The following is a 5,196-nucleotide window of genomic DNA, read 5'->3' as shown; positions in this document are numbered from 1 at the left end:
GAACCCCGACCACGCCGAAGCGCTTATCGGGGGATTCGCAGCGGCCTGCCAGTCCAACGGATGCGCGCTCATCGGGGGCGAAATCGCGGAGATGCCCGACGTCTATGCGGCCGACGACTTCGACCTGGCGGGCACCATCGTGGGCATGGTCGACAAAGCCGACATCATCGACGGCTCGGCGGTGCAGGAAGGTGATGTGCTGCTGGGCCTGCCCTCGACTGGACTGCACACGAACGGCTTCTCGCTGGCGCGCCACGTACTCTTTGACGCGTTTTCCATTGACGAGCCGGTGGAGGCACTCGGTGGCACCCCGCTTGCCGAGGCGCTGCTGACGGTGCACCGGTCGTACCTTCCGGCCATTCGCGCGGCCCGTACGGCCGTTCCAGTACACGGCATTGCACACATCACCGGTGGCGGACTCCCCGGCAACCTCGCGCGCATCATGCCCGACGGGCTGCGTGCCGTCGTGAACTACGACGCATGGACGCGCCCCGCGATCTTCGACCTGATTCAGGACACCGGCGATGTCCCCGAATCCGATATGCGCCGCACGTTCAACCTGGGCATCGGGCTGGTCGTGGCGGTGCCCCCGAGTGCCGTGCCCGACGCCACACAGGCCCTGACGACAAGCGATGCGGCTCCGGTGCGTATTGGGACGGTTGAGGCCAACTAAACCCATTGGGACGACTGGGGAAACAGGGGCTTAACGTAACGAAAAGGAACAAAAAGCACTTCCAACAGCGTTACGTTTGTCCTACGCATACCCCACTCACTGTCCTGGCGCACCGCCGCGCATCCGATATGCTGTCCATTGCCGTCATTCTCGTTCTCAGCTACCTGATTGGCTCGGTGCCCTCCAGCGTGTGGCTGGGTAAGCTGGTGCACGGGGTGGATGTGCGCGACTATGGAAGCGGCAACGCGGGGGCCACCAACGCCTTTCGCGTGCTGGGGTGGAAGGTCGGATCCAGCGCGTTGCTGCTTGACATGGGCAAAGGCGCACTGGCCGCGGGCGTGTTTTCGCAGCTTCGCCTGGGGGCGGTTCCTTCATTTGGAGCGTGGGAGCTGGATACCGTGATCATGCTGCTGGCCGGACTTGCCGCCATTGTGGGGCATATCTTTCCCCTTTATCTGGGGTTCGATGGAGGCAAAGGCGTAGCCACCACCGCCGGGGTGCTGCTGGCGGTTACACCGCTCACCATGCTGATTGTGATGGCGATCTTTGTCACCGTGCTCTTGCCCTCTGGATACGTGTCGCTGGCGTCCATGACGAGCGCGGTCGCCTTTCCCATTGCGGTGGCGGTGCAAATCTTTATATTTGATACCGGCCTTGATCTGAGCGTGCTGGTGGTGGGCGTGCTGCTTGCGCTGGGCATTGTGATTGCCCATCGCTCCAACATTCGCCGCCTGATGAACGGCGAAGAAAACCAGTTCTCGTCGTTTCGTCCGGCGCAGGGGATGATTGGGCGCGGTGAGCTGTAACCGCATCCGGATGCAGCCCAAGGCACTCGCCCTTCTCCTCCACTCGAACCGCCTGACACATGAACAATGCCGACCTGACAATCTGGGGCAGCGGCAGCTGGGGCACGGCGCTGGCTGCGCATCTCGCCCAAAACGGACGCACGGTGTGCCTGTGGGGCCGTGCCGAAGCGCAGATTGAACGCATGCGCAGTACCGGACGCAACGAAGCCTATCTGCCGGGTACGGTTCTGCCCGACGGTGTACAGCTTACTGCTAATGTCGAAGAGGCCGCCACCGCGTCGTCTATGTGGGCGCTGGCGGTGCCCTCGCATGCAGTGGAAGACATGGCCAAGACGCTGCGTCCGTATCTTGCGCATGTTGAATGCGCGGTCTCGCTCGCAAAAGGTATCGACGCCGACACGGGCCGCACCATGACGCAGGTGATGGAGCAGGTGTGGCAGCCGAATGATCCGCCGTGTGTGGCGCTGTCGGGGCCGAGCCATGCCGAGGAGGTGGCGCTGAGTGCCCCTACAACGGTCGTGGCCGCGCATCCCGATAAACAGTGGGCCGAGGCGGTGCGCGACGTGTTCATGACCGACCGCTTCCGTGTGTACACCAACACCGACCGCCTGGGCGTGGAACTGGCCGGGGCGGCGAAAAACGTGCTGGCACTGGCTGCGGGCATCTGCGATGGCGTAGGCTACGGCGACAACGCCAAAGCGGCGCTCATTACGCGCGGACTGGCCGAGTTGCGCCGCCTGGGACACGCGCTGGGGGCGGCGCCGGAGACATTTGCGGGCCTCGCGGGCATCGGCGATCTGGTCGTGACCTGCGTGAGCGGGCACAGCCGCAACCGTCACCTGGGCGAGCAACTCGGGCGCGGCCACACGCTCAACGAGGCGCTCGACGCAATGCACATGGTGGCCGAGGGCGTGTACACCACTAAGGCGATCCACCGCCTGGCCCAGGAGCACAACGTAGACATGCCGATTACCGCCGCTGTGCACGCGATCTTGCACGAAGATGCCGATCCGCATCGCCTCATGGAGCGCCTTATGGCGCGTGCGCCGAAGCCCGAAGTGCGCTCGGCGTCGTCGTCGGCCTCCTCGTAGCACTGCGCGTGGCACCGCACGGGGCAGAGCAACTGTCCGGGGGGGCAGAAGTAGCTACTATTTTGCGTCGTCGTACAACACGATCCAGCAGCGGGCGTTTGCGTACGTCCTGTTGGTACAAATCTACTACGTATGACGCTCCAAGAACTGAAGCAACTGGTTTCGCTGGGCGAGGGCCGCACGCTGGAGTTCAAGCACCGTGTGCCTCGGGCCAAGCGCATTGCCAAAGAAGTTATTGCCCTGGCTAACACCGACGGCGGACGCATCCTGCTCGGCGTGGATGACGACGGCACCCTCGTCGGCGTGGATGACGCTGCAGAAGAAGCCTTCATGCTGCGCCGCGCGATCAGCCAGCTATGCGATCCGCCCGTGTCGTATCACACCGACCGCGTCGTCATCGCCCCGCGCCGCGACGTGCTGGTGGTGCACGTCCCTGAAAGTCCGGGCAAGCCCCACGTGCTGCGCGACGCCGTGGAGAGCGAGGGCCTGGCGTATGTCCGCGTAGAGGACATGAGCGTAGAAGCAAGCCCCGAGTCGATCCGGATCATGGAAGAGGATTCCGCCACCAACGGTGTGTCGGTGTCGTTTGGAGAGTCGGAGTCGCTGCTGCTCAGTTATCTGAAGGATTACGGTCGCATCACCGTGGCCGAGTTTGCCCGTATAGCCGATCTCTCAAGCGAGCAGGCCTCAGCCATTCTTGTGCAGTTCACCCAGGCCGATCTGCTTACGCTGCACGCCGACCGCGACGAGGATTTCTTTACACTCTCGTATTAACGGTTTCTGCACAATTCATTTGAGGGGGTGTACTTCGTAGGGTCAAGTGCCCCCCTGAATAGAGATGCTGCGGTTGACATCTCGCCGCACGTGTTGTACAATCTTATGCACACATAGATTGTAAGAAAGCAATAGCTATCTACCTCATGAGTCGCTCCACATCTAATGGAAAAGCCATCGATTACAGAGATACGTGAGGAAGCCCAACAAAAATTTGGCGTTGTACCGGGCTTTTTTGAGGAGACCGGTCAGCACACAGGGGCCCCCGCTGCCGTGTACTTGATTGCCGACGAAGCGCTCTTGAAGGGGGTGCTTACCCGGCGCGAACAGCAGGCCGTGCTGCTTGAACTGGCGCGCATCCACAGCAGCCGGTACGATGCGGTGGTCCATGTGCGCATGGCGCTGGATGCCGGGCTCTCCTCAACGGCTGTGGGGCAGTTGCTGGATGGCGAGCCGCTCCAAGACGACCGCCTCCGCGCTCTCGTTGATGCGACGCGCCAGGCCTGTGACAACCGCGCGTGGTTTAGTCCGGACGAGCTGCGCAGTCTCCGTAAGCGAGGCGTACGTCGCGGCGATCTGTACGAGATTTTTGCCTTCACCGGAATGAAGAAGATGACGGCGTTTACGCATCACATCAGCGACTTTCCGGTGGAAGCGCCGCTCCGACCGATTGAGGAGCAACTGGGCGATCGGTTCCGAGAACCTGCCGATACCAAACGACAGCGACTCTTCATGGGATAGCCCCCTACACGATCGCTCTAATCTGCATTCTTATCTGTATATCTGACTATGCCTACGCCCAGTCAAGAAGAGTTCGACCGGTCGCTCGAAATGGCCCAAGACTACTACGGTCTGGTGCCGGAGATCATCAAGGTAGTGAACAAGGCGAATCCGGCTGTCGCGCAGATCTACATCGCTGCGATGGAACTGATGGAAGACGGCGAACTGGCCAACGATGAGCGCGAGGCGGTTATTCTCGCGATCTCGCGGTACAACGACTGCCACTACTGCGCTCGGACCCACGCGGCGTTGGGATACGCAGCCGGGCTTTCCAAAGAAGACATCGAACTCATCAATCAAGGACGCTTGCCTGTCGGAGAGCGCCTAAAGGCGGTTGTGCAGGCCACGCGTCTTATTCTCGATAAGAGTGGCTGGTTGGATGACGAGGATCTCAGCCAGTTGGAAGACCGCGGCATCACCCGCATGCATCTCTACGAAATCAATGCGCTCATCAGCCTCAAGACGTTGAGCAACTACATCAATCACGTGGCGCAGACCAAGATTGACGAGGGACTCGACCAGCTCTTTCCTATCATGGCCAAGATCAACCAGGAGGGCTGGGCCGAAGCGCCTGATAAGACGAACGTGTAGAGGTGTGGAGGTATGGATGTACGGAGGTGTGAACGTGTTGAAGGATGGCGAGGTGGGAGCCACCAAGCTCCCCGACCCGTCATTCCAGACGAAGCGGAGCGGAGATCTAGAATCTATGTTTTGAGTAGAGAGGAAGCCTACTGCTCTGTCAACCCTCATTTTGATGGTTGCCCTGCAATCAGCCCCCACGAAGCCTGTCATGGTGAGCGGAAGGCGACGGAGGAGCCGCTACGCTCAAGATGACAGCATGTAAACGGGGCACGTTGCAACCCACACATTGACGTGTGACAGAGTACTGCTGCTCTGTCACAGGTCAATCTTGGAGTAGAGGCGCACCTCTCTCAGAATGCGTTGTGCTATACATATGATCGCTGTTGAACATGCAGAAATGCTTTTTATGCCCCCACACCGTCATCCCAGACGGAGCGGAGCGACGATCTGGGATCCATGCCCCAATGGAGGGATGTATTAGCGGAGTGAG

General features: G+C 60.8%; 6 protein-coding genes. All 6 read left to right on the top strand.

What is annotated here, in order from left to right; translation table 11 throughout:
• A partial coding sequence (gene purM / locus R6U20_RS06490; protein ID WP_410337051.1) for a phosphoribosylformylglycinamidine cyclo-ligase occupies window positions 1-673 on the top strand: 673 nt, incomplete at its 5' end.
• Between the two features lie 128 nt (window positions 674-801).
• Entirely contained in the window at window positions 802-1,479 is a 678-nt protein-coding gene (gene plsY / locus R6U20_RS06485) for a glycerol-3-phosphate 1-O-acyltransferase PlsY (RefSeq protein WP_410337050.1), read from the top strand.
• Window positions 1,480-1,538: 59 nt separating this feature from the next.
• On the top strand, window positions 1,539-2,570 hold the full coding sequence (locus R6U20_RS06480) for an NAD(P)H-dependent glycerol-3-phosphate dehydrogenase (RefSeq protein WP_410337049.1): 1,032 nt from the start codon (window positions 1,539-1,541) through the stop codon (window positions 2,568-2,570).
• 132 nt (window positions 2,571-2,702) lie between these two features.
• Window positions 2,703-3,344, top strand: a complete 642-nt coding sequence (locus tag R6U20_RS06475) for a helix-turn-helix domain-containing protein (RefSeq protein ID WP_410337048.1) — start codon at window positions 2,703-2,705, stop codon at window positions 3,342-3,344.
• A gap of 165 nt (window positions 3,345-3,509) precedes the next feature.
• The gene (locus R6U20_RS06470; protein ID WP_410337047.1) at window positions 3,510-4,085 is read left to right on the top strand and encodes a carboxymuconolactone decarboxylase family protein; all 576 of its coding nucleotides are present in this window, start codon (window positions 3,510-3,512) and stop codon (window positions 4,083-4,085) included.
• 48 nt (window positions 4,086-4,133) lie between these two features.
• Window positions 4,134-4,715, top strand: a complete 582-nt coding sequence (locus tag R6U20_RS06465; protein WP_410337046.1) for a carboxymuconolactone decarboxylase family protein — start codon at window positions 4,134-4,136, stop codon at window positions 4,713-4,715.
• Window positions 4,716-5,196 lie beyond the last annotated feature (481 nt).

The sequence above is a fragment of the Longimonas sp. genome (assembly GCF_046498435.1).
GTDB lineage: Bacteria > Bacteroidota > Rhodothermia > Rhodothermales > Salinibacteraceae > Longimonas.
The sequence above is the reverse complement of the archived record's forward strand: the minus strand, read 5'-3'. Positions and strand labels throughout refer to the sequence as shown.